Annotated in this window: 17 protein-coding genes; 10 read left to right on the plus strand and 7 right to left on the minus strand. The window is 64.7% G+C overall.

Annotated elements, in window-relative coordinates:
- Nucleotides 1–11 precede the first annotated feature (11 nt).
- Nucleotides 12–1,067 (minus strand): lipopolysaccharide assembly protein LapB, encoded by a 1,056-nt coding sequence (locus DNK59_RS08770; RefSeq protein ID WP_110722960.1) that lies wholly within the window; start codon nucleotides 1,065–1,067, stop codon nucleotides 12–14.
- A 74-nt stretch (nucleotides 1,068–1,141) separates the two neighbouring features.
- On the minus strand, nucleotides 1,142–2,041 hold the full coding sequence (locus DNK59_RS08775; RefSeq protein ID WP_110722961.1) for a bestrophin family protein: 900 nt from the start codon (nucleotides 2,039–2,041) through the stop codon (nucleotides 1,142–1,144).
- 368 nt (nucleotides 2,042–2,409) lie between these two features.
- Between DNK59_RS08775 and DNK59_RS08780 the strand changes: the two genes are divergently transcribed.
- Nucleotides 2,410–3,081, plus strand: a complete 672-nt coding sequence (locus tag DNK59_RS08780; protein ID WP_110722962.1) for a DUF3313 domain-containing protein — start codon at nucleotides 2,410–2,412, stop codon at nucleotides 3,079–3,081.
- 42 nt (nucleotides 3,082–3,123) lie between these two features.
- Here DNK59_RS08780 and DNK59_RS08785 read toward each other — a convergent pair whose 3' ends face one another.
- Nucleotides 3,124–4,104 (minus strand): DUF3829 domain-containing protein, encoded by a 981-nt coding sequence (locus DNK59_RS08785; protein ID WP_110722963.1) that lies wholly within the window; start codon nucleotides 4,102–4,104, stop codon nucleotides 3,124–3,126.
- Entirely contained in the window at nucleotides 4,101–5,726 is a 1,626-nt protein-coding gene (locus tag DNK59_RS08790) for a J domain-containing protein (RefSeq protein WP_110722964.1), read from the minus strand. Before DNK59_RS08790 ends, DNK59_RS08785 begins: the two co-directional genes overlap by 4 nt.
- A 387-nt stretch (nucleotides 5,727–6,113) precedes the next feature.
- On the opposite strand from DNK59_RS08790, the gene DNK59_RS08795 reads away from it, so the two are divergent.
- The 9 genes from DNK59_RS08795 to DNK59_RS08840 all read left to right on the plus strand — a co-directional run bounded on the left by DNK59_RS08795 (nucleotide 6,114) and on the right by DNK59_RS08840 (nucleotide 20,719).
- Nucleotides 6,114–6,557, plus strand: a complete 444-nt coding sequence (locus DNK59_RS08795; RefSeq protein WP_110722965.1) for an SRPBCC family protein — start codon at nucleotides 6,114–6,116, stop codon at nucleotides 6,555–6,557.
- Between the two features lie 55 nt (nucleotides 6,558–6,612).
- Entirely contained in the window at nucleotides 6,613–7,290 is a 678-nt protein-coding gene (locus tag DNK59_RS08800) for a type 1 glutamine amidotransferase domain-containing protein (RefSeq protein WP_092314532.1), read from the plus strand.
- A gap of 313 nt (nucleotides 7,291–7,603) precedes the next feature.
- The gene (tpx, locus tag DNK59_RS08810) at nucleotides 7,604–8,104 is read left to right on the plus strand and encodes a thiol peroxidase (RefSeq protein ID WP_110722966.1); all 501 of its coding nucleotides are present in this window, start codon (nucleotides 7,604–7,606) and stop codon (nucleotides 8,102–8,104) included.
- A gap of 178 nt (nucleotides 8,105–8,282) precedes the next feature.
- Nucleotides 8,283–9,605, plus strand: coding sequence for an MdtA/MuxA family multidrug efflux RND transporter periplasmic adaptor subunit (locus DNK59_RS08815; protein ID WP_110722967.1), 1,323 nt, complete (start codon nucleotides 8,283–8,285; stop codon nucleotides 9,603–9,605).
- Entirely contained in the window at nucleotides 9,602–12,694 is a 3,093-nt protein-coding gene (locus DNK59_RS08820) for an MdtB/MuxB family multidrug efflux RND transporter permease subunit (RefSeq protein ID WP_110722968.1), read from the plus strand. The genes DNK59_RS08815 and DNK59_RS08820 overlap by 4 nt, the downstream gene beginning before the upstream one ends.
- Before the next feature lie 243 nt (nucleotides 12,695–12,937).
- Nucleotides 12,938–16,045: an efflux RND transporter permease subunit gene (locus tag DNK59_RS08825; protein ID WP_110722969.1), complete on the plus strand. Its 3,108-nt coding sequence runs from the start codon at nucleotides 12,938–12,940 to the stop codon at nucleotides 16,043–16,045.
- Nucleotides 16,042–17,535, plus strand: a complete 1,494-nt coding sequence (locus DNK59_RS08830; RefSeq protein WP_110722970.1) for an efflux transporter outer membrane subunit — start codon at nucleotides 16,042–16,044, stop codon at nucleotides 17,533–17,535. The genes DNK59_RS08825 and DNK59_RS08830 overlap by 4 nt, the downstream gene beginning before the upstream one ends.
- Nucleotides 17,536–17,756: 221 nt before the next feature.
- Entirely contained in the window at nucleotides 17,757–19,832 is a 2,076-nt protein-coding gene (locus tag DNK59_RS08835) for a bifunctional diguanylate cyclase/phosphodiesterase (RefSeq protein WP_110722971.1), read from the plus strand.
- Nucleotides 19,833–19,972: 140 nt separating this feature from the next.
- Nucleotides 19,973–20,719, plus strand: coding sequence for an SDR family oxidoreductase (locus DNK59_RS08840; RefSeq protein ID WP_060839453.1), 747 nt, complete (start codon nucleotides 19,973–19,975; stop codon nucleotides 20,717–20,719).
- A 181-nt stretch (nucleotides 20,720–20,900) separates the two neighbouring features.
- Here DNK59_RS08840 and DNK59_RS08850 read toward each other — a convergent pair whose 3' ends face one another.
- From DNK59_RS08850 to DNK59_RS08860, 3 genes are read right to left on the minus strand one after another with little or no spacing between them, the layout of a single operon-like run.
- Complete coding sequence (locus DNK59_RS08850) at nucleotides 20,901–21,455, minus strand: hypothetical protein (RefSeq protein ID WP_110722972.1); 555 nt, start codon at nucleotides 21,453–21,455, stop codon at nucleotides 20,901–20,903.
- A 58-nt stretch (nucleotides 21,456–21,513) separates the two neighbouring features.
- Complete coding sequence (locus DNK59_RS08855) at nucleotides 21,514–22,296, minus strand: PoNe immunity protein domain-containing protein (protein ID WP_110722973.1); 783 nt, start codon at nucleotides 22,294–22,296, stop codon at nucleotides 21,514–21,516.
- A 14-nt stretch (nucleotides 22,297–22,310) separates the two neighbouring features.
- Complete coding sequence (locus tag DNK59_RS08860; RefSeq protein WP_110722974.1) at nucleotides 22,311–23,366, minus strand: hypothetical protein; 1,056 nt, start codon at nucleotides 23,364–23,366, stop codon at nucleotides 22,311–22,313.
- Nucleotides 23,367–23,514 lie beyond the last annotated feature (148 nt).

Consider the following 23,514-nt stretch of genomic DNA (forward strand, 5'->3'; position numbering starts at 1 on the left):
CGGCCGCAAGGTTACAGGCCTTGCTGCAGGGCCGGGTCGTCGGGGTTCTGCTGCTCCAGCTGGGCCAGCAGCACCTGGACGTTCTGCAACTGGCCGCTTTCTTTCCAGTAGTTGATCAGGAGCACCCGCGCCTTGCGGTTGTAAGGCTGGCGCTGGACGATTTCTTCCAATTGCTTCTGCGCCGCCTCCAGCTCCTGCTGGCTGTACAGGGTGGTGGCCAGGTCGTAACGATAGGCGGCGTTGTTGGGTTCCAGCTCCACGGCCCGGGACAGGCCCAGCAGGGCGAATTCACCCTGGCCATGGTGCAGCAGCCAGAGGCCCAGGGCGTGTTGCAGGTAGGCCGAGTCCTGCTGGGCCTGCAGTTGCTTGGCCAGCAATTGGCGGGCGGCGTCGCTCTGGCCCTGCTTGTCCAGCACCTCGATCTGCAGCACCACCGCCTGCAGGTTGTCCGGCGCCAGGCGCAGGGCCTGTTCCAGGGTCTGCTGGGCCTTGAGCAGATCGGCGTTGTGCAGGTACAGGCGCGCCAGCTGGTACTGGGCGTCGACGTTGTCTCCCTGGGTCTTGAGCACCTGGGTGTATTCGTCGATCACCTGCTGCAACGGGCCGAAATACAGGCCCTGATCATCCGGGGACAGGCCCAGCAGAGCGTCCACCGCGGCAAAGCGCACGCTTTGCTCGTGATCGTCGAGCAGCGGCCCCAGCAGCAGGCTGCGCTGGCCGCTGGGCACCAGGCCCAGCACGCTGTCGATCGCCGCCTTGCGCACAGCCGGCGAGGCGTGGTGCAGATCGGCATCTGCCAGTTTCAGGGCTTGCGGGCTGGGGTAGTTGGGCAGCACCGCCAGCAGGCGGATGCGCTGCGAGTCGCTGAGGTCGGGGCGCGCCAGTTGCTGGTACAGCACCCGGGCCGCGCCGGGCTGGCCATTGCGGGCTTTTTCCAGGGCCGGGCCATAGCCGTGCTTGATGGCCTCGGGGATCACCGGCGGACTGCTGCGCAGGAAGTTCCAGGCCAGGGCCAGGGCAATGACGAGCGACAGGCTGATCAGCAGGTAGCGACGGGGCAGTGACATGGGGAAATCCGGAAGCTGGCGATTTTTGCAAGGCGCAAGCTTCGGTCAGGAGTCGGCCCGAGTCAAACCCGCAATCAGCTGAGCAGGTATTCCACCGGTTCCAGCGCCGGCGGCAGCTCGCGCTGTCCCAGGGCCGCCAGGACTTCACGCTGCAGACCGCGCAACAGAGCGTTGCAAGGCAGATCGTTGTCGTCGTAGCCGAAGGGGTCTTCCAGGTCGTTGCCGATCTCGTCGAGGCCCAGGAAGGTGTAGCTGACGATGGCGGTGAAGATCGGCGTCAGCCAGCCCAGGGGCTCGGCCATGGCGAACGGCAGGAGGATGCAGAACAGATAGATGGTGCGGTGCAGCAGCAAGGTATAGGGGAAGGGCAGCGGGGTGTTCTGGATCCGTTCGCAGGCGGCCTGGACCTGGCTCAGGCTGACCAGCCGGGTTTCCATCAGGGTGTAGCGCCATTCGCTGATCAGCCCCTGTTGTGCCCACTGCGAGCAGCGCTGGCCGATGCGTTGCAACTGCCTATCGGTGAGGTTCGGGTGTTGCGGGTCGATGCCGGCCTGGGCCCAGGGCCGCAGGGCGGCGGCCTCGTCTTCGTGACGCAGGCGGGCGATCAGGCTGTGGGCGAAGCCGCACAGGTCACGCAGCAGGCCCTCGCGCTCGGGATTGCCGTCGATGACCTGGCTTTCACGGATCAGCGAGCGCACGTCGATGATCAACTGGCCCAACTGCTTGCGGCCCTCCCACCAGCGGTCGTAGCAGGCGTTGTTGCGAAAGCTCATGAAGATCGACAGCGACAGCCCGAGCAGGGTGAAGGGCGTGGCGTTGACCTTGGAGAAGTAGGTGGGTTGCAGGGTTTCCACCAGCACGATGACCGAGGCCAGCAGGGTGATCAGCACGCAGCGCAAGGCAATGCGCTTGGCGATCGAGCCCTTGAGGGCGAAGAGGATGCTGATCAGGTTCGGCTTGGGGCGGACAATCATGGACTTGAGGCCAGGGCGACTACGCGGCGAGTGAAGAGTAGGAGCGCGCCGTTGGGCTGTCCAATCGCTATGACCGACTGCGTGATCGACTGCCTCTATCAGCGCACTTGAGCCGTGTAGCGTTCTAGCGTGCGCCTTCGCTGGCAAGCCAGCTCCTACGGAGGCAGGTGGTGCGCGGGTTGTTGTAGGAGCCGGCTTGCCGGCGAAAGGGGCTTCGATCCATGCCCCTGGCTGACGGCCTCGAAGGAACGAGGGCGCTCCAGGTCGCCCGGGGGGAGGCAAAAAAACACTCACCCACCAACCCGTCTTGGCTATACCTGTAACTCCCCCTGGCCAGTTCCTGGCTGCTTCACCTACAGGAGTGACCCATGAAGCTTGCACTGATGATCGGCACCGCGTGCCTGGCCTCCCTGGCACTGGTCGGCTGTTCCAGCAACCTGACTCAGCCCGACGAGTATTCCGGGTTTCTCCAGGATTACAGCCGCCTCAAGGAGGCCAAGTCACCCTCCGGGGTGGAGGTGATGCGCTGGGTCGATCCCCAGCTGGATGTCAGCCGCTACCGGGCGATCTACATCGAACCCACCCAGTTCTACCCTCAGCCCAAAGCCACGGCGAAGATTCCCCAGAGCACCCTCAATGCGATCAATCAGTACTACGACCAGGCCCTCAGGCGCGAGGCGGCGCGCAGCCTGCCTTTGGCTCAGGGCCCCGGTCCGGGTGTGGTGGTGGTACGGGCGGCCATCACTGCGGTCAGCAGCAAGACCGAAGGCCTGAAGCCTTATGAAGTGATTCCCGTGGCGCTGGTGGCGGCGGCGGTGAGCACTGCCACCGGGATTCGCGATCAGCAGACCACCCTCGGCACCGAGGCGGTGTTTCTCGATGGCAGCAGCGGCAAGGTGATCGCCCAGGTGGTGCGCAAGGGCACCGGCAAGCCCCTGGCCAATGACAGCCAGGTGATGAAGGCCGAGGACGTGAAAAACGTCATCGACGGCTGGGCCGCGGACTTCCATCAGTCGTTCGCCAAGCTCAAGGCGCGCTAGCCGCCGTCCATCCGGCGGCGGTCCAGCGCACGGCCGCCCCGTTCAGTAATCCACCTGGGCCTGCTTGTTGTAGTAGCTGAGCAGCGAGTCGTAGGCCCGCACCACGCTGTGATAGTCCTCGCTCAGGCGCTCGGGCGCGGCTCGTTCCTGCCAATCCTGGTGCAAGGTGTGCAGGGCCTGCTGGTAGCGCTGGGCCGGCCGGGTGATCTGGCTCCACAGGTAATGGGCTGACTCGCTGCGGCCGTTCTGCGGCTGGTTGCGCAAAGGTTGTCCGGCATCCCAGGCCTGCTGCAGATCCTGGCTGGCCCTGGCCAGTTGTCCCGGGGTCAGGGTTTTCTCGCGCACGCCTTGGTCGAGCTGCTCCACCGTGAGCCGCGCCTGGATCATGTAGTCCAGCAGGTGCCAATGGATGTCCCGCCCCAGGCGCTGTTCAAGCAGCCGCTGTTGTTCGCGCCGGGCGCCGATGTCTGCGCTGGCCAGGGCTGTGCGCAGGTCGGCGGAAGCTTGCAGGTAACGCTCGAAGTCGGGCTGGAGCCGGGCCACGGTGGCCGGATCTTCCTCGGCCGGCATGTAGGCGCCGGGCACTGCGCTGGAATGGGCGCGACGGGCCAGGTTGGCCTGGTGCAGTGCGTCTATGTAGCGCTCGGCCAGGCCGATCAGCGGCGCATCGGGCTGCAGGTGGCGCAGGCGATAGAGCATGCGCGGCTCGCATTCGCGAGCGGGCAGGGTGTCCATGTCGGTTTTCGCGCTGTCGGCAAAGTCCCTGGCATTGTTCAGCAGGTCGGCGAATGCCATGCGCCAGGCCGATTGAGCGCCGTAGGTGTAATAGCCCAGGCGCCACGGCACGTCGTACTGGTTGACGCAGTCGATCAGTGTCGCTCGGGCCGAGGCCTCGGCGCTGGCGCGGCTGTCCAGGCCGGCCAGCCAGACTTCGAAGCGGGCGATCTGGGGGGCGCCCCCCAGAAGGGCGAACAAGCCGAAAATCAGCGCGCAACCGAAGATCAGCAGCGGACGTTGGCTCATGGCCGGGCCTCCTTGGGGTACCACTGGGCTTGGGTGGCTGGCGCCGCGCACTCGGCGACCTGGGCCGGCATGCGCGCACACAGGCGCTCGGTCCAGGGCTGCAGGCCCTGATAGCGCCCGGCGGTGTGGCGCTCGTCGAACCACTTGAGGGTGGCGATGGCGGCCACCAGCAGTATCAGCCCCGTGCCCAGCAGCAGGCGGCGTGGCCAGGGGTTGATGCGTTGCCAGGCGCTCAGCGGGTCGATCCGCCGTTGGCGGGCCAGGGCGACCAACAACTGGACCCCGAGATACACCGGGGTGGCCAGCGGGTGGAGCACCGCGCCCAGCAGACCACCGAGCAGCAGCTCAGGCAGCAGATCACCTATGAGCAGCACGCCGTGGTAGGGCACATGGCGGCGCGGCAGGCGCCGGCTGAGGCGTTCGTCCCACGGCAACAGGCGCTGGCTCAGGGGCTGCCAGAGCCGCTGCAGCCCTTCGCCCGCGGCGCAGAAGCACAAGGACCAGACCAGCGTCACCCCGACTATCTCCCAGGGGCTGGCATCTTGCCCGCTGTAGTGGCCCACGGCGCCGGCCAGGCAGGCCAGGAGCACGCCCAGGAGCATCGGCCAACTGTCGATGGCGTGCTCCCAGTCACGCCAGAAGTAGGGATTGCTGGCCGGCATGCCGGCGGCGATGTCCGGGTAGTCGGCGGCCAGGCTCGCCGCCAGCTTGTGGCAGGCCTCCCAGTCCCGGGTGCCCAGGTGCCGGGCCCAGGCACGGCGCTGGCTGAAGCTCAGGGATGCCAGCAACAGGCGCGCGGCGCGGTGTTCCGGGGTCATGGGCGGTTCGCTGGCCAGTTGTTGCTGGCGGGCCAGGTACAGCGGGGCCTTATGGCGTTTGAGCAGGCGCGGCCACAGCTCTTCCGGGCACGGGTTATCGGCGGCGGAGCGCCAACCCTGGCCGGCGCACAGCGCCTGGAAAATCGCCACCGACCAATAGGGACTGTCCGCCAGCAATTGCGCCAGCCAATGGTTGAACCATTGGCGATGTTGCAGGTGCAGCAGCCAAGGGTGCGCTGAGCGCTGGGCGTAGGCCTGCAGGAATGCTGTTTCATCCCTGGCCTGCAGTGCCGCGGCCAGCGGCGCCTGGACCTGTTGATACAGCTGTTGCTGCAGCTCCAGCACCAGGTATTCCGGCAGATCCAGGCGCTGCCAGGCGCTCATCCAGCGCAGATGCTCGAAGCCCCAGTGCAGGACCGCGTCGGCCTGTGCCGGGCGTTCGACGCAATGGCGCAGCAGGGCCAGTTCGAACTCGTAGGCGCAGTCCTGTTCCTGGGCCTGCTGATAACGCTGGTCGAGCTGCTCGACGTGCAGCTCCTTGAGCAGGACGGCCACCCGCTGCACGGGCGACAGCGTCGACAGCACCGGCTCGCTGGCGGCCGGGCCATGGCCGGTATCGGTTTCCAGGGGCTGACTCTGTTCCCAGTCCTTGTGCGCCAGGGCTTGTTCATAGGCCTCGCGCAAGCGCTGGAAACCTTGCGGATCTTCATCCGGGCGGGTCTGCTTCAGCAGCTTGGCGTAGTGGCGCTTGATGGTGCGGGTATCAGCGGTGACCGGCAGGCCGAGTAGGGTCCAGCAACTCATTGGGCGATAGAACTCCATGCAACCCTTGGCAACATCCAGACATGACTGGAGGAAAGGGCGCACCCTACCGGTTTCCGGAGTAAAAGTCCCTCGACTCGAATTCGTCTAATGAACAGCGGCAGGCGTATGGCGATTCAGCGCAGGTGGTATGGCGTGCGGGCCAGGGTGTGCGGCACTCTGTTGCGTCGGTCGGGCGTGGGGCAAGTCCGGCCGGGTTGCGGTCAGTGGAGATGGCTGTTAAAGCGATTTGTGATTATTTCCATGCTGTTTGCAAGGTTTAGTTAATGTTGTTTATTGATTTAAAAAAACAAATAAAAACAATTATTTATAATCGTTATGTGATGTTGTTTATAACTTTATCTTGGGTTGAGCAAGGAGCTGTCAGCTATGCCTGTAGTGGAACGCACGACTTTTCTGCCGGGCCGCAGCCCGGCCCAGGTGCTGGATTTTTGCCTTGAAGGGGCCAACTTTCCGAAGATCTTTCCCGAGCGCGTGACAGCCTTGGGCGGCATCGACATCAATGACCTGCGCATCAGTGTCGGACGCCAGTTCAGCTTCCTGCACTGGATGTTCGGTGTCATACCGGCGAAGTGGACGGTGGTCATCCGAGAGGTCAGCGACCGGCATTTTGTCGATGAGATGCTCAAGGGGCCGCTGCGCGCCTTTCGTCATGAACATCGGGTGGAGGCCGCCGAAGGGGGCACTCTGTACACCGACCGCGTAACTTATCGGGCCATCGGTGGCGCACCTTTGGAACGCTTGGTGGTCAACGCCTACATGGCGCGGATTTTCGATGCCCGGCACCGCAACATGTTGCGCTTGCTGGGGTGATGGCGGCGCGGTGTTGTGTTTTCCCATTCCTATTCAAAGTTCAAGGAGCATGCCCATGAGCAAGAAGATATTGGTGGTGCTGACCAGCGTGGCCAAATACCCCAACCTGAGCCGGGCCACCGGTCTCTGGTTGGGAGAGGCGGTGCATTTTGTGAAGAAGGTGCAAGCGGCCGGGTTCGAGGTGGATTACGTCAGTCCCAAGGGCGGCTACGTGCCGATCGATCCCCACAGCCTGGCCATGGCCGACGACACCGACTGGCAGTGGTACCAGGACAGCGCCTTCATGAGCCGCCTGGGCGCGACCTTGAAACCGTCGCAGGTCCAGGCCCGGGACTATGTGGCCATCTATTACGCCGGTGGACATGGCGTGCTCTGGGATTTCCCCGACAACCCCGAGTTGCAGGCCCTGAGTCGCGACATCTATGAGCAGGGCGGTTACGTCAGTTCGGTCTGTCATGGCGCAGTGGGCTTGCTGAACATCAAGCTCAGCGATGGTTCGCTGTTGATCGCTGGCAAGCAGGTCACCGGGTTCTCCAATGAAGAGGAGAAGCTCGCCGAGCTGGACGCCTATGTGCCGTACCTGACCGAAACCGAACTGCTCAAGCGCGGCGCCCTGTACCAGAAGGCCGCCGAGCCCTGGGCGTCGTTTGCCGTGGAAGACCGGCGGGTGATCAGCGGGCAGAACCCGGCGTCCGGTGGCCCGGTCGCGGACCTGCTGCTGGCGCACCTGTAGGAGCCGGCTTGCCGGCGAAGGGGGTCTTGAGTCTTGCGGCGCTCTGGCGGACGCCTTCGCTGGCAAGCCAGCTCCTACGCAGGCAGATGGTGCGCGGGTTGTTGTAGGAGCCGGCTTGCCGGCGAAGGGGGCCTTGAGCCGGATGCCAGCTTCGAAACCGCCTTGGCTGGCAAGCCAGTCCCTGCAATCTGCCAGGTTGTTGGACGATTTATCCGCCTGGCAATAGGTGCTCGGGCCGTTTCATGCTTAACTTCGGCCTCTCAAGAATTTCTCATTGCTGTTCCATCATCACTGTTCAATAAGGACTCCGTTCATGGCTCAAGTCACTCTCAAAGGCAATCCGGTGCAGGTTAATGGCCAACTGCCGCAAGTCGGTTCCAAAGCGCCTGCGTTCACCCTGGTGGGCGCCGGCCTGGCCGATGTTTCCCTGAGCAGCCTCGCTGGCAAGCGCAAGGTGCTGAACATCTTCCCAAGCGTCGACACCCCGACCTGCGCCACCTCGGTGCGCAAGTTCAACGCCCAGGCCAACGCACTGAACAACACCGTGGTGCTGTGCATCTCCGCCGACCTGCCGTTCGCCCAGGCGCGCTTCTGCGGTGCCGAAGGTCTGGAAAACGTGCAGAACCTGTCGACCCTGCGTGGCCGCGAGTTCATCGAGAACTACGGCGTGGCCATTGCCGACGGCCCGCTGGCCGGCCTGACCGCCCGTGCCGTGGTGGGGCTGGACGAAAACGACACCGTGCTGCACAGCGAGCTGGTCAAGGAAATCGCCGAAGAGCCGAACTACGACGCGGCCCTGGCCGTGCTCAAGTAACAGCTTTTACAATTATTCACGGCCTGGCTCTGTCCAGGCCGTTTTTATTTGTGCTTCAGTGGCTTAGCGCCGCACCTTGAAACGTCAGTCAAAGGTAAATTGCCGGTAAAGGCGCTTTGCTAAAACCGCTCCAGTGCTTATCTTTCAGCCTTCCCCAAAGAAGACTCCCACGCGCCCAATGGTTGATCATTCCATGCAATCCTCTGCTCCCCGCAACTCTCGTCGCTGGCTGTTCGGCCTGTTTGTCCTGCTGCTGGTGGGCGGCCTGTGCTGGAAGTTCTGGCCCGCCGGCAGCGCCCCCAAAGAGGCTGCACAGGCGAAGGCCGCGGCGGGGCATACCGGGCGCAGCGGTAGCATGCGCCCCGGCTTCGGCGGGGCCAGCGGGCCGATCCCGGTGCGCGTGGCGCCGGTGACCCAGGGTGATTTCGCGGTGTACTTCAAGGCCCTGGGCACGGTGACTGCGTTGAACACCATCAATGTGCGCAGCCGGGTGGCGGGGGAACTGGTCAAGGTCAATTTCGAGGAAGGGCAGATGGTCAAGGCCGGCGACCTGCTGGCACAGATCGACCCGCGCCCCTATCAGAACGCCTTGCTCCAGGCCGAAGGCACCTTGCTGCAGAATCAGGCCCAATTGAAGAACGCCCAGGTCGATCTTGAGCGCTACCGCGGCCTGTATGCCCAGGACAGCATCGCCAAGCAGACCCTCGACACCGCCGCGGCGCTGGTGGGCCAGTACCAGGGCACGGTCAAGACCAATCAGGCGGCGGTCAACGACGCCAGGCTCAACCTCGAATTCACCAATATCCGCGCACCGATTGCCGGCCGCGTGGGCCTGCGCCAGCTGGACGTGGGTAACCTGGTGTCGGCCAATGACACCACGGCACTGGTGATCATCACCCAGACCCAGCCGATCAGCGTGGCCTTCACCCTGCCGGAAAACACCCTGGACACCGTGCTCAAGCGTTACCACAGCGGCGCCAGGCTGCCGGTGGAAGCCTGGGACCGGGGCGACGTCAAGCTGCAGGCCAGCGGCGTGCTGCAGAGCCTGGACAACCAGATCGACACCACCACCGGCACCCTGAAATTCAAGGCGCGCTTCGATAACCGCGACCAGGGCCTGTTCCCCAACCAGTTCGTCAATGTGCGGCTGCTGGCCGACACTCTGAAGAACGTAGTGTTGGCGCCTTCGGCGGCGATCCAGTTCGGCACCAACGGCACCTTCGTCTACGCCCTGGATGGCGACAACAAGGTGAAGATCCGTCCGCTCAAGGTGGGCGACAGCAACGGCGAGTTGACGGTAATCCAGGACGGCCTCAAGGCCGGTGATCGCGTGGTGATGGAAGGCACCGACCGCCTCAAGGACGGTAGCGAAGTGGAAGTGGTCAACGACGGCGCGGCGGTGCCCGTCACCCCCACCGAGCACCTGCAGGGCAAGCCCGCCGGCGCGCCGGCCGCGGATGGCAAGCCGGCTGATGGCAAGGCGCAAAAGGTCGGCGCATGAACTTCTCGCGGCTGTTCATCCTCCGTCCGGTAGCCACCACCCTGAGCATGCTGGCCATTGTCCTGGCCGGCCTGATCGCCTATCGCCTGTTGCCGGTGTCGGCCTTGCCCCAGGTGGACTACCCGACCATCCGGGTCATGACCCTGTACCCCGGGGCCAGCCCGGACGTGATGACCAGCGCGGTCACCGCGCCCCTGGAGCGCCAGTTCGGGCAGATGCCCGGCCTGACCCAGATGGCCTCCACCAGTTCCGGCGGCGCCTCGGTGCTGACCCTGCGCTTCAGCCTCGACATCAATATGGACGTGGCCGAGCAACAGGTGCAGGCGGCGATCAACGCTGCCACCAACCTGCTGCCCAAGGACCTGCCGGCACCGCCGGTGTACAACAAGGTCAACCCGGCGGACACCCCGGTGCTGACCCTGGCCATCACCTCCAAGACCATGCTGCTGCCCAAGCTCAATGACCTGGTGGACACGCGCATGGCGCAGAAGATCGCCCAGATCAGCGGCGTCGGCATGGTCAGCATTGCCGGCGGCCAGCGCCAGGCGGTGCGGATCAAGGTCAACCCCGAGGCCCTGGCGGCCAACGGCTTGAACCTTTCGGACGTGCGCACCCTGATCGGCGCGTCCAACGTCAACCAGCCCAAGGGCAACTTCGACGGCCCGACCCGGGTGTCGATGCTCGATGCCAACGACCAACTGACCTCGCCCAAGGACTACGCCGAGCTGATCCTGGCCTATAAAAATGGCGCACCCCTGCGCCTGAAGGATGTGGCCGAGATCGTCGACGGCGCCGAGAACGAGCGCCTGGCGGCCTGGGCCAACGAGAACCAGGCAGTGCTGCTGAATATCCAGCGCCAGCCCGGGGCCAACGTGATCGAGGTGGTGGACCGGATCAAGGCGCTGCTGCCGAGCATCACCGACAACCTGCCGGCGGGCCTGGACGTCACCGTGCTCACCGACCGCACCCAGACCATCCGCGCCTCGGTCAAGGATGTGCAGCACGAACTGTTGATCGCCATTGCCCTGGTGGTCATGGTGACCTTCCTCTTTCTGCGCCGGGCCAGTGCCACGATCATTCCCTCGATTGCCGTGCCGCTGTCGCTGATCGGCACCTTCGGCGTGATGTACCTGGCCGGCTTTTCGGTGAACAACCTGACCCTGATGGCCCTGACCATCGCCACCGGCTTCGTGGTGGACGACGCCATCGTCATGCTGGAGAACATCGCGCGCTTCATCGAGGAGGGCGACAGCCCGCTGCAGGCGGCGCTCAAGGGCGCCAAGCAGATCGGCTTCACCCTGATCTCCCTGACCCTGTCGCTGATTGCCGTACTGATCCCGCTGCTGTTCATGGCCGATGTGGTGGGCCGGCTGTTTCGCGAGTTCGCCATCACCCTGGCGGTGGCGATCCTGATTTCCCTGGTGGTGTCCCTGACCCTGACCCCGATGATGTGCGCGCGGCTGCTCAAGCGCGAACCCAAGGAAGAGGAGCAGGGGCGTTTCTACCGTGTCAGCGGGGCCTGGATCGACTGGCTGATCGAAAGCTACGGGCGCAAGTTGCAGTGGGTGCTCAAGCACCAGTTCCTGACCCTGATGGTGGCCGTCGGCACCCTGGGCCTGACCGTGCTCCTTTATCTGGTGGTGCCCAAGGGCTTCTTCCCGGTGCAGGACACCGGGGTCATCCAGGGCATTTCCGAGGCGCCGCAGTCGGTGTCCTTCGCCGCCATGAGTCAGCGCCAGCAGGATCTGGCCAGGATCATCCTGCAGGACCCGGCGGTGGACAGCCTGTCGTCCTACATCGGTGTCGACGGCGACAACGCCACCCTCAACAGTGGCCGCCTGCTGATCAACCTCAAGCCCCACGGCCAGCGCGACCTGAGCGCGGCCCAGGTGATCGCGCGGATCCAGCCCGAAGTGGACAAGCTGCTGGGCATCCGCCTGTTCATGCAGCCGGTGCAGGACCTGACCATCGAAGACCGGGTCAGCCGTACCCAGTACCAGTTCAGCCTGTCGTCGCCGGATGCCGAGCTGCTGAGCCTGTGGAGCAATCGCCTGGTGCAGGCCCTGGCCCAGCGCGCGGAACTCACCGACGTGGCCAGCGACCTGCAGGACAAGGGCCTGCAGGTGTACCTGGTGATCGACCGCGATGCGGCGTCCCGGGTCGGGGTTTCGGTGGCCAACATCACCGACGCCTTGTATGACGCCTTCGGCCAGCGGCAGATCTCCACCATCTACACCCAGGCCAGCCAGTACCGGGTGGTGCTTCAGGCCCAGGCCGGCGAGCGCATCGGGCCCCAGGCCCTGGAGCAGATCCACGTCAAGACCACCGATGGCGGGCAAGTGCGGCTGTCGAGCCTGGCCCATGTCGAGGAGCGTCAGGCGCAGTTGGCCATTGCCCATATCGGCCAGTTCCCGGCGGTGATGATGTCCTTCAACCTGGCCCCGGGCGTGGCCCTGGGCAAGGCGGTCGACGTCATCGAACAGGTGCAGCAGGAAATCGGCATGCCGGTGGGCGTGCAGACCCGCTTCCAGGGCGCCGCGGAAGCCTTCCAGGCCTCGCTGTCGAGCACCTTGCTGCTGATCCTGGCGGCAGTGGTGACCATGTACATCGTGCTCGGCGTACTCTACGAGAGCTACATCCACCCGATCACCATCCTTTCCACCTTGCCCTCGGCGGCGGTGGGCGCCTTGCTGGCGCTGATCCTCAGTGGCAATGACCTGGGCATGATCGCCATCATCGGCATCATCCTGCTGATCGGCATCGTCAAGAAGAACGCGATCATGATGATCGACTTCGCCCTCGACGCCGAACGCCACCAGGGCATGGCCCCGGAGCAGGCGATCTACCAGGCGGCGCTGCTGCGCTTCCGGCCGATCCTGATGACCACCCTGGCGGCGCTGTTCGGCGCCGTGCCGCTGATGCTGGCCACCGGCTCCGGCGCCGAATTGCGCCAGCCCCTGGGCCTGGTGATGGTCGGCGGCCTGCTGGTCAGCCAGATCCTCACGCTGTTCACGACGCCCGTTATCTACTTGGCGTTTGATCGGTTGGGGCGGCGGTTTGCCAAGCCCGCCGTAGGAGAAGTGGTGTGAGGGGGGGCAGCGGCAAGCGGCAAGCTACAAGCTTCAAGTTAGAGCAGAAGCAAGAGCGTGCATTGCTCGCGCTTTTCTCTTGCAGCTTGAGGCTTGCAGCTTGGAGCGGTCGCCCATGAATCTCTCAGGTCCTTTCATCAAACGCTCCGTGGCGACCATGCTGGATCACAAGCAAAGGCAACAGCGTGCGCAGTCCCCGCTTTTCTCTTGCAGCTTGAGGCTTGCAGCTTGGAGCGGTCGCCCATGAACCTCTCAGGTCCTTTCATCAAGCGCCCCGTGGCGACCATGCTGCTGTCGTTGGCAATCATGTTGCTGGGCGGGGTGAGCTTCGGCCTGCTGCCGGTGTCGCCGCTGCCGCAGATGGATTTTCCGGTGATCGTGGTCCAGGCCAGCCTGCCCGGGGCCAGCCCCGAGGTCATGGCCTCAACCGTGGCCACGCCGCTGGAGCGCTCCTTCGGCGCGATCGCCGGGGTCAACACCATGAGCAGCCGCTCCAGCCAGGGCTCGACCCGGGTGATCCTGCAGTTCGACCTGGACCGCGACATCAATGGCGCGGCCCGGGAAGTGCAAGCGGCCATCAACGCCTCGCGCAACCTGTTGCCCAGCGGCATGCGCAGCATGCCCACCTACAAGAAGGTCAACCCGTCCCAGGCACCGATCATGGTGCTGTCGCTGACCTCCGATGTGCTGGAGAAGGGCCAGCTCTACGACCTGGCCTCGACCATCCTGTCCCAGAGCCTGTCCCAGGTGCGGGGCGTGGGCGAAGTACAGATCGGCGGCAGCTCCTTGCCGGCGGTGCGCATCGAGTTGGAGCCGCAGTTGCTCAACCAGTACGGCGTGGCCCTGGATGACGTGCGCAATGCCATCGCCAATGCCAACCAGCGCCGGCCCAAGGGTTCGGTGGAGGACGACCAGCGGTTGTGGCAGATCCAGGCCAACGATCAGTTGGAAAAGGCCCGTGACTACGAACCGCTGATCATCCACTACAAGGACGGTGCGGCCCTGCGCCTGAAAGACGTGGCCAAGGTCAGCGACGGGGTGGAAGACCGCTATAACAGCGGTTTCTTCAACGACGATGCGGCGGTGCTGCTGGTGATCAACCGTCAGGCCGGGGCCAACATCATCGAGACGGTGAACGAGATCAAGGCCCAGTTGCCGGCGTTGCAGGCGGTGCTGCCGGCCAGCGTCAAGCTCAACCTGGCCATGGACCGCTCGCCGGTGATCAAGGCCACCCTGCACGAGGCCGAGATGACCCTGCTGATCGCCGTGGCCCTGGTGATCCTGGTGGTGTTCCTGTTCCTCGGCAATTTCCGCGCGTCGGTGATTCCGACCCTGGCGGTGCCGGTGTCGCTGGTGGGCACCTTCGCCGTCATGTACCTCTATGGCTTTTCCCTGAACAACCTGTCGCTGATGGCGCTGATCCTCGCCACCGGCCTGGTGGTGGACGACGCCATTGTGGTCCTGGAGAACATTTCCCGGCATATCGACGAAGGCATCGCGCCGATGAAGGCCGCCTACCTGGGGGCCAAGGAGGTGGGTTTCACCTTGCTGTCGATGAACGTTTCGCTGGTGGCGGTGTTCCTGTCGATCCTGTTCATGGGCGGGATCATCCAGAGCCTGTTCCGCGAGTTCTCCATCACCCTGGCGGCGGCCATCGTGGTGTCCCTGGTGGTGTCCCTGACCCTGACCCCGATGCTCTGCGCGCGCTGGCTCAAGCCTCACACTCCGGGCCAGGAAAACACCCTGCAACGCTGGAGCCGGTGCAGCAACGAGTGGATGGTGGGCAAGTACGCCACCAGCCTGGACTGGGTGCTGCGGCACAAGCGCCTGACCCTGTTCAGCCTGCTGGTCACCATCGGCGTCAACGTGGCCCTGTACGTGGTGGTGCCCAAGACCTTCATGCCGCAGCAGGACACCGGCCAGTTGATCGGCTTCGTCCGGGGCGACGACGGCCTGTCCTTCAGCGTGATGCAGCCGAAGATGGAGATCTTCCGCCGCGCGGTGCTCAAGGACACGGCGGTGGAAAGCGTGGCCGGCTTCATCGGCGGCAACAACGGCACCAACAACGCTTTCATGCTGGTGCGCCTGAAGCCGATCAAGGAGCGCGATATCTCGGCGCAGAAGGTCATCGAGCGCCTGCGCAAGGAAATGCCCAAGGTGCCTGGCGCGCAACTGATGCTGATGGCCGACCAGGACCTGCAGTTCGGCGGCGGCCGCGAGCAGACCACCTCGCAGTATTCCTACATCCTGCAAAGCGGTGACCTGGGCGAGCTGCGCCAGTGGTACCCGAAAGTGGTCAGCGCGCTGCGCGCCTTGCCCGAGCTGACCGCCATCGATGCCCGCGAAGGCCGCGGTGCCCAGCAGGTGACCCTGGTGGTCGACCGCGACCAGGCCAAGCGCCTGGGAGTGGACATGAACATGGTCACCGCGGTGCTCAACAACGCCTACAGCCAGCGGCAGATCTCCACCATCTACGACAGCCTCAACCAGTACCAGGTGGTGATGGAGGTCAACCCGAAATACGCCCGGGACCCGATCACCCTGAACCAGGTGCAGGTAATCACCAGCGAGGGCGCGCGGATTCCGCTGTCGACCATCGCCCATTACGAAAACAGCCTGGAAGACGACCGGGTCAGCCACGAAGGGCAGTTCGCCTCGGAGAGCATTTCCTTCGACATGGCCGAAGGCGTGACCGTGGAGCAGGGCACCGCCGCCATCGAACGGGCGATCGCCAAGCTGGGCATGCCCGAGGACGTGATCGTCAAGATGGCCGGTACCGCCGATGCCTTCGCCGCCACCCAGAAGGGCCAGCCGTTCATGATCCTCGGCGCTTTGCTGGCGGTGTACCTGGTGCTCGGGGTGCTCTATGAAAGCTACATCCACCCGCTGACCATTCTCTCGACCCTGCCGTCGGCCGGGGTCGGCGCCTTGCTCTCGATCTACGTGCTGGGCGGCGAGTTCAGCCTGATCTCGCTGCTGGGGCTGTTCCTGCTGATCGGCGTGGTGAAGAAGAACGCGATCCTGATGATCGACCTGGCGCTGCAACTGGAGCGCCACCAGGGCCTGGACCCGTTGCAATCGATCCGCAGTGCCTGCCTGCAACGCCTGCGGCCGATCCTGATGACCACCCTGGCGGCGATCCTCGGCGCCTTGCCGTTGCTGCTGGGGGGCGCCGAAGGCTCGGAAATGCGCCAGCCCCTGGGCCTGACCATCATTGGCGGCCTGGTCTTCAGTCAGGTGCTGACCCTCTACACCACCCCGGTGGTCTACCTCTACCTCGATCGCCTGCGCCACAAGTTCAACCACTGGCGTGGGGTCCGTACCGATGCCGCTCTGGAAACGCCGCTATGACCGACCAATCGTCCCGTCCCGTTACTCTGCTGTCCGCCCAGTGCCTGGCCATGGCCCGGGGTTCGCGGGCCTTGAGCCTGGGCCTGTGCGTGGCGCTGCTCAGTGCCTGCGCCATCGGTCCCGACTACCAGCGCCCGCCAGTGGCCGAGCCGGTGCAGTACAAGGAGGCCCAGGGCTGGCGCCAGGCCAATCCCAGCGATGCCCTGGCCCGGGGTGCCTGGTGGGAGCTGTACGGTGACGCCCAGCTCAACGGCCTGATCGAGCGCCTCAACAGTTCCAACCAGAGCGTGGCCCAGGCCGAGGCCCAGTACCGTCAGGCCCAGGCCATGGTGCGCAGCTCCCGCGGGGCGTTCTTCCCCAGTGTCGACCTCAGTGCCGGCAAGACCCGCGCCAGCCAGGGCACCGGCAGCAGCAGTTCGGGGCTGAGCAGCTCCAGCAGCGGCATTCGCGACACCTACAACACCCAACTGGGGGTGAGCTGGGAGGCGGATGTCTGGGGCAAGCTGCGCCGTGGCCTGGAAGCCGACCAAGCCAGCGCCGAGGCGAGCTTCGCCGATCTGGCGGCCATGCGCCTGAGCCAGCAGTCGGAGCTGGTGCAGAACTACCTGCAACTGCGGGTGATCGATGAACAGAAGCGCTTGCTGGAAGCCACGGTGGCGGCCTATCAGCGCTCCCTGACCATGACCCAGAACCAGTATCAGGCCGGGGTGTCCGGCAAGGATGCCGTGGCCCAGGCCCAGACCCAGCTCAAAAGCACCCAGGCCGACCTGATCGACCTGATCTGGCAGCGGGCGCAGTTCGAGAACGCCATCGCGGTGCTGATGGGCGTACCGCCGGCCGAATTCAACCTGGCGGAAACCACCCGGATTCCGCTGCTGCCCCAGGTCCCCCTGGCCGTGCCCTCGCAGTTGCTGGAGCGGCGTCCGGACATCGCCTCGGCGGAGCGTTCGGTGATGGCCGCCAATGCCAAGATCGGCGTGGCCAAGGCGGCTTACTATCCGGACCTGACCCTGAGCCTGGCCGGCGGTTACAGCAGCAGTACCTACGCCAACTGGATCAGCCTGCCCAACCGCTTCTGGTCGGTGGGGCCGAAACTGGCCATGACCCTGTTCGACGGCGGCCAGCGCTCGGCGGAAGTGGATCGCACCGAGGCCGTGTATGACCAGACCGTGGCCAAGTACCGGCAGACCGTGCTCGACGGTTTCCGCGAGGTGGAAAACTACATGATCCAGCTCAAGGTCCTGGAGGACGAGGCGGGGGTACGCCAGCAGGCCCTGGATTCGGCCCGCGAGGCCCTGCGCCTGACCGAGAACCAGTACAAGGCCGGACTCATCGGTTATCTGGACGTGGTCACCAGCCAGACCACCGCCCTGAGCAACGAGCGCAGCGTCCTCAGCCTGCTGCAGAGCCGGCTGATTGCCAGCGTGCAATTGATCGCCGCGCTGGGTGGCGGCTGGGACGGCCAGCTGCAGGTCAGCGAGCAGCAATAAGTCGCCGCTGGGCCCTTGCGCAGGGGCGCGCGAGGGCCGCCGAAAACGTCGCGCAAAGCCCATGCCCACAAGCCCTGTAGGGGCATCAAAGGCCCGGGCCAGACGTTCTGTCTGACTACTGGCTTTTTGCTCACTTTGTAGATGCGTTCTTCTGCGCAATCAGTACAATCTGCGCTTTTGCCCGCCGGGCAAACATCGGCACAACGGCCAAGAGATGCCCCATGCTCATCGGTAGTTATTCACCCGCCCTGGTCGTGATCTCCATTTTCGTGGCGATCCTCGCTTCCTATACCGCCCTCGATCTCACCGGACGCATCACCACCACCAAAGGCCGCGCAGCCTACCTGTGGATGTGCGGCGGCGGACTGGCCATGGGCATTGGCGTGTGGTCCATGCATTTTATCGGCATGCTCGCCTTCGAGCTGCCCATCGAGCTGGGCTACGACGTTGCGCTGACCGCCTTGTCGCTGCTGATCTCGATCCTGTCCTGCGGCTTCGCCCTGTGGCTGGTGAGCCAGCCGCGCCTGCCGCTGGGGCAACTGCTGTTTGGTGCCTTGATCATGGGCGTCGGTATCAGTGGCATGCATTACACCGGCATGGCGGCGATGCGCATGCAGCCGGGTATCGACTACGACCCGAGCCTGTTCAGCGCCTCGTTGCTGATTGCCTTTGGTGCTTCGCTGGCGGCGCTGTGGATCGCCTTTCGCCTGCGCCAGAACACCCCCCATGTGCGTCTGGCCCGCGCCGGCGCGGCGATTGTGATGGGCTTTGCCATCGTCGGCATGCACTACACCGGCATGGCCGCGGCGCGTTTCAGTGACGGCAGTTTCTGTGGGGCCCTGGGCAACGGCCTGAGCGGCAGGGGCCTGGACAATCTGGTGCTGATCACCACCCTGGCGGTGCTGATCATCGCCTTGCTGACCTCGGTGCTGGACGCCCGCCTGGAAGCCCGCACTGCGGTGCTGGCGCAGTCCTTGACCGAGGCCAACAAGGAACTGACCCAGCTGGCTCTGCACGACACCCTGACCGGTTTGCCGAACCGCATTCTGCTGGCCGACCGCATCGATCAGGCCATGCACCGGGTGACCGCCCATGGCGGCTGCTTTGCGCTGATGTTCATCGATCTGGACGGCTTCAAGCCGGTCAACGATGCCTTTGGCCATCACATGGGTGATCAGTTGCTGCGGGAAGTGGCCCTGCGCCTGCGCGAGGACCTGCGCAGCGAAGACACCCTGGCACGGATCGGCGGCGACGAGTTCGTGCTGCTGGTACAGCTCGGCGAGCCGGATGACGCCTTGCGCCTGGCGGCGCGGCAGGTGGGCCTGGTGTCCCGCTCGTTCCGCGTGGCCGACCACGAGCTGCAGATTTCCGCCAGCATCGGCATCGCGGTGTACCCCGGCAATGGCCTGACCGCCCAGGAACTGCTGATGAACGCCGACGCGGCGATGTATCACGCCAAGGCCACCGGCAAGAACGGCTACAGCTTTTTCGATGCCTCGATGAACAGCAACGCCCGGCGCCAGCTGCAGCTGCTCCAGGATTTGCGCAATGCCCTGGAGCACAATCAGTTCCGCCTCTACTACCAGCCCAAGTTCGATGCCGGCAACGGTCGCCCGGTGGGGGCCGAGGCGCTGTTGCGCTGGGAGCATCCGCAGCACGGCCTGTTGCTGCCGGACAAGTTCATCGAACTGGCGGAGAAGAGCGGGCTGATCATCGCCATCGGCGATTGGGTGCTGCACGAGGCCTGCCGGCAGATGCGCCAGTGGTATGTCCAGGGCTATACCGACTGGCGCATCGCGGTGAACCTCTCGGCCTTGCAGTTCTGCCATGTGGGGCTGGTCAAGAGCGTGGCCCAGGCCCTTGAGAGCAATCAGTTGCCGGCCAACAACCTGACCCTGGAAATCACCGAGACGACGGCGATGAACGACGCCGATGTCAGCATGATCGTCCTGCAGCAGCTCTCGGACATGGGGGTGGACCTGTCCATCGACGATTTTGGCACCGGCTATTCGAGCCTGATGTACCTCAAGCGCCTGCCGGCCAACGAGCTGAAGATCGACCGTGGTTTCGTCCGTGACCTGGAGCACGACAGCGACGACGCCGCCATCGTCTCGGCGATCGTCGCCCTGGGCCAGGCCCTGGGCCTGCGCATCGTCGCCGAGGGGGTGGAGAGCGGGGTGCAGCAGAGCTTCCTTACCCAGTTGGGCTGCGACTCGCTGCAAGGCTATTACCTGGGCCACCCGCTACCGCCCGAGAGCTTCATGCAGGGTATCCAGCAGGCTGAACGCAAGGCCTGACTCGGCATCGGGCGGATATCGCCGGGGGCGAGCTCCTGCGACCTTTGGCTAGAGGCGGATTGATGTCACTGCGGTTTTCATCGCTACCTGTGGGGTGTTTAATGGCGGGCGTTGAAATGATCAGTCAGGGAGTCGGCAGTATGGACAAAGTCATCGTCATCACCGGTGGCGGGCGGGGAATCGGTGCGGCCACGGCATTGCTGGCCGCGCAGCAGGGTTTCAAGGTGTGCATCAATTACCAGGCCGACGAACAGGCGGCTCACCAGGTGCTGGAGCAGGTTCGCGCCCTGGGCGTCCAGGCCATCACTGTCCGGGCCGACGTCAGTATCGAAGATGAAGTCATTGGCTTGTTCCAACGGGTCGACAGCGAACTGGGCCGGGTCACCGCCCTGGTCAACAACGCCGGGACCGTGGGGCACAAGTCCCGTCTCGATGAAATGTCCGAATTCCGCATCCAGAAGATCATGAAGACCAATGTCATGGGGCCGATCCTCTGCGCCAAGCACGCCGTGCTGCGCATGTCGCCGCGCCATGGCGGCCAGGGCGGCAGCATCGTCAACGTCTCTTCGGTGGCGGCGCGCCTGGGTTCTCCGGGCGAATATGTCGACTACGCCGCGTCCAAGGGCGCCCTGGACACCTTCACCATTGGCCTGTCCAAGGAAGTGGCGGGTGAGGGCATCCGCGTCAACGCGGTGCGCCCGGGCTACATCTACACCGACTTTCATGCCCTGAGCGGCGACGCCGACCGGGTCAGCAAACTGGAGTCGGCGATTCCCATGGGCCGTGGCGGACGTCCCGACGAAGTGGCCGAAGCCATTCTCTGGCTGCTATCGGACAAAGCCTCCTACACCACCGGCAGCTTCATCGACCTGGGCGGCGGCCGCTGAGCCCCGACCTTGCGCACGCTTTCGCTGGCAAGCCAGCTCCTACAACCCCTCGGGGTTCGCGCTACACCCCCTCGGGGCTTGCGGTACAACCTGTAGGAGCCGGCTTGCCGGCGAAGAGGCCCTTGAGTCTTGCGCAGCACTTGCGGACGCCTTCGCTGGCAAGCCAGCTCCTACGGTTTCCTCAGCGGGCGCGGCGCCGGCCGGGGCCGATCAGCAGGGCCAGCAACAGCCCCAGCACGCTGATGCCAAAGCTCATCAACTGTGGCATCAGGTAGCCCTGGGTTTCCCCCGGGCGGGTGCAGCTGTAGCCATATCCGTAGCCTTGTTCATGGGCCCAGACGCCCGGTGTGGCGCTCACGTCCACGGGCGCCGAAGGCACGGGTTCCTCATTGGAGAACCCCAGGTTCGAATGACTCGCGCTGCGCCTTTCCAGCTGCTCGATGGCCTGCAGTTGGGCGTCGTTGCAACGGCTCTGCGCCCAGTTGCCGACCACCACCAGGGTCGACAGCAACAGCAGCAGCGGCACCGGGTAGTAACGCCGGGTGCGCAGCATGGGCGCCACCACCAGCCCGGCCAGGAAACCGGCCAGCAGCAGATTGACCCAGAACCACGGGACGCCTTCCCAGCTCGGCGGTATCAGCTGCACCATCAGCGGGGGCAGCACAACGCGGGAGAACAGCAGGCACAGGGCGGCCGCGAGCAGGGTGATCAGCAGGGTCTTGATCCAGGATTTCATGGGCAATGCATAACCTTTAAGAAGGGGCGGTAAACGGGGCCTATCAGCGCTGCGCCAGCTATTGGGGCATCGGCGGTGGGGTAAAGCGCCGGGCGTATTCGAGCATCTCCCGGGGGAAGACCATGTGTTTCACCGCGCTGTCGTCCAGGCCGAACAGGTAGGCCACCGCCGCAGCTTCAAAGGCCCAGTAGCCGAAGTAGGAGCCCTCGTCGCCGTACAGGTGGCTGTCGTGCCACGGGGCCTGTTCGAAGGCCTCGTACCACTGGTTGCAGTACTCCACCAGCAGCTCCCGGGGTTCCTCCGGGTCTTCGGTGTAGATGGCCCTGATCAGGGGGGTAGAGACGTGATGGAACCACTGGTCGACGTCTTCACGATCCGGCAGGTAGGCCTTGAGCAGGTCCTCGATCAGGGTGTCCTGGCCGCCAAAGCCGGCACGGTCCTGCAGCAGCACCAGACGCGGTAGCAGGTCGCTGCGTTGCAGCAGGATGCACAGGCTGATCACCTGGACATATTCCTCGTACTCGTCGGGGTAGTCTTCGATGTTCAGCGGCGCGATATCTGGCCGTTCTTCATAAACACCCATTTTGCGCTGGTAGTCCTCGTAGCCTTCGATCACCCCATCCAGCTCCTGGGCCAGTTGCTCCATGGGCGCACCGCCGGTGTAGCCCAGGATCAGGTGCTGCAGGCGCGCGCTGCGCACACTGGAGGCCTTGAGGGAGGCTTCCTGCTCGGGGCTGTCGGCCATCATCGAGTGGGTCTGCCAGTGCGCCTCTTCGCCGGCCAGGCTTTCGAGGAAGTCGTGGTACTGCTTGTGGCTGAGGAACACTTGTCTGCGGTTCATCTCGGTGCCGGGCCTCAGTAGACGGGAATCAGAGTGAAGGGAGCTTTGCGCTGCGAGGTTTCCAGCAGCAGGGTCGCCAGGTCGACTTCGGCGGGATCCAGGTCGAGCTGTTCCAGCTCTTCTTGCAACTGCTGTGGATCCGCGGGCAGGGCAACGATTGGCCGACGCAGGTATGGGCGCGGGTCTTCGCCGTAGTAGACCTTCACCGGGCCCTCGGGGATGCCTTCCAGGCGGGCAAATCCTTCCTGGTCGAGGTTGCCCTCGGCTTGCGAGCCGTCACTGAACACCGCTCGGTAGGCGGCGCCGGACACCGGCTCCAGGTTCGGGTAGTGCAGATTCAGCTCCAGCCAGTTGCCCTCACCGGTGAGGTGTTCCAGGCCCTGGTTGACGTCCTGGGCGAGGCTGGCGGCGTCGTGGGCGCCGGGTTGTGGTGCGGCGGTGATGGTCGTTGGGCGCGGTTCCAGGGACGACTGCGGCTTGGGCACCAGGGCCGGGCCGCGGCTGTGGGCGGCGGCCGAGTTGTTGCGCTGCTCGGCGATCCACGGGGCGATGCGCTCTTGCACCGTCACCATGAGAAATTCGCTGTGTTCGCAGGCTTCGTTGAGGTTGTGCAGCACCAGGCGCTGCTGCTGGGGCGTGAGGCCGTTGAAGGTGCTGGAGGCGCTGACGCCGCGGATGATCTCGGGCAGCTCTTCGGCCAGGCGCACAGGGTCCAGGCACTTTTCCAGCAGCTGTTCGGGGCTGGTTTTCAGGCGGCAGGCCAGCAGGGTGTGGCGGATCAGGTCGAAGAGTTTTTCGGCGTGGCGCTTTGGCGCGCGGTTGATCAGGCGCAGGAGGATTTTCAGGCCTTGTCCGGGGCCTGGGATCCAGCCGATCAGGGCCAGGGCCAGGTCGAAGAAGGCGTCTTCCTCGTCCTTGGGGTTGTTGATGGCGTCCAGTTCGAAGATCGCCTGGATGCAGTCGTAGGCGTTGAGTTCCTGGGTCAGCAGTGGCAGGCGGCCGCGTTCGATGGCCTTGAGCAGTTCGGCCTTGGCCTCTGGGTAGTCGTCGTAATACAGGTCTTCGACCATGACGTGTTCCTTTCCCTGGAAAAATTGAGCGCGGATGCTGAATGAAGTGAGGGGGTGGGGCAAGGTGTTTGGGCGGTTTTTTTGGGTTGGCAGGTGTTTGTTGTTGCGGTCATGGGGTGGTGGTGGTGGTGGTGGTGGTGGTGGTGGT

This window comes from Pseudomonas sp. TKO26, assembly GCF_003225665.1.
Classification (GTDB): Bacteria; Pseudomonadota; Gammaproteobacteria; order Pseudomonadales; family Pseudomonadaceae; genus Aquipseudomonas; species Aquipseudomonas saponiphila.